This is a genomic window from Vibrio sp. 1288 (assembly GCF_033344475.1).
On record NZ_JAWPOX010000093.1, the window covers coordinates 1 to 317 of the forward strand.

Below are 317 nucleotides of genomic sequence, written 5' to 3' on the forward strand. Positions count from 1 at the left end.
TGCGCAAGTCAACCCAGCTGATATTGTCTACTCATCATGGTTCAGCACTCAATCCGTAGGTGACACGTTAGCGGCTGTTAAAGGTGTTACTGCGACAGGTTTTGCTACTGGCGCGAACACGCTAAATACCGTTTACAAAAATGATACTAACGAGAATGCTGTCGACCTTTCTACTGCGTACACAATGGTGCTTGGTGAGACACAAGACTTTATGACAGCGTTAGATTCGGACAGTGACTTTAATAAATACGTCAGTGACCTAGATGCAGCGAAAAGCGCGATTAAAGGTCTTTACCTGCAATCTGGCGCGAGTGTGA

At 45.7% G+C, this 317-nt stretch carries 1 pseudogene; it reads left to right on the forward strand.

Annotated elements, in window-relative coordinates:
• Positions 1-317, forward strand: a pseudogene (locus R8O11_RS24825) (lipase); the annotation flags it as partial.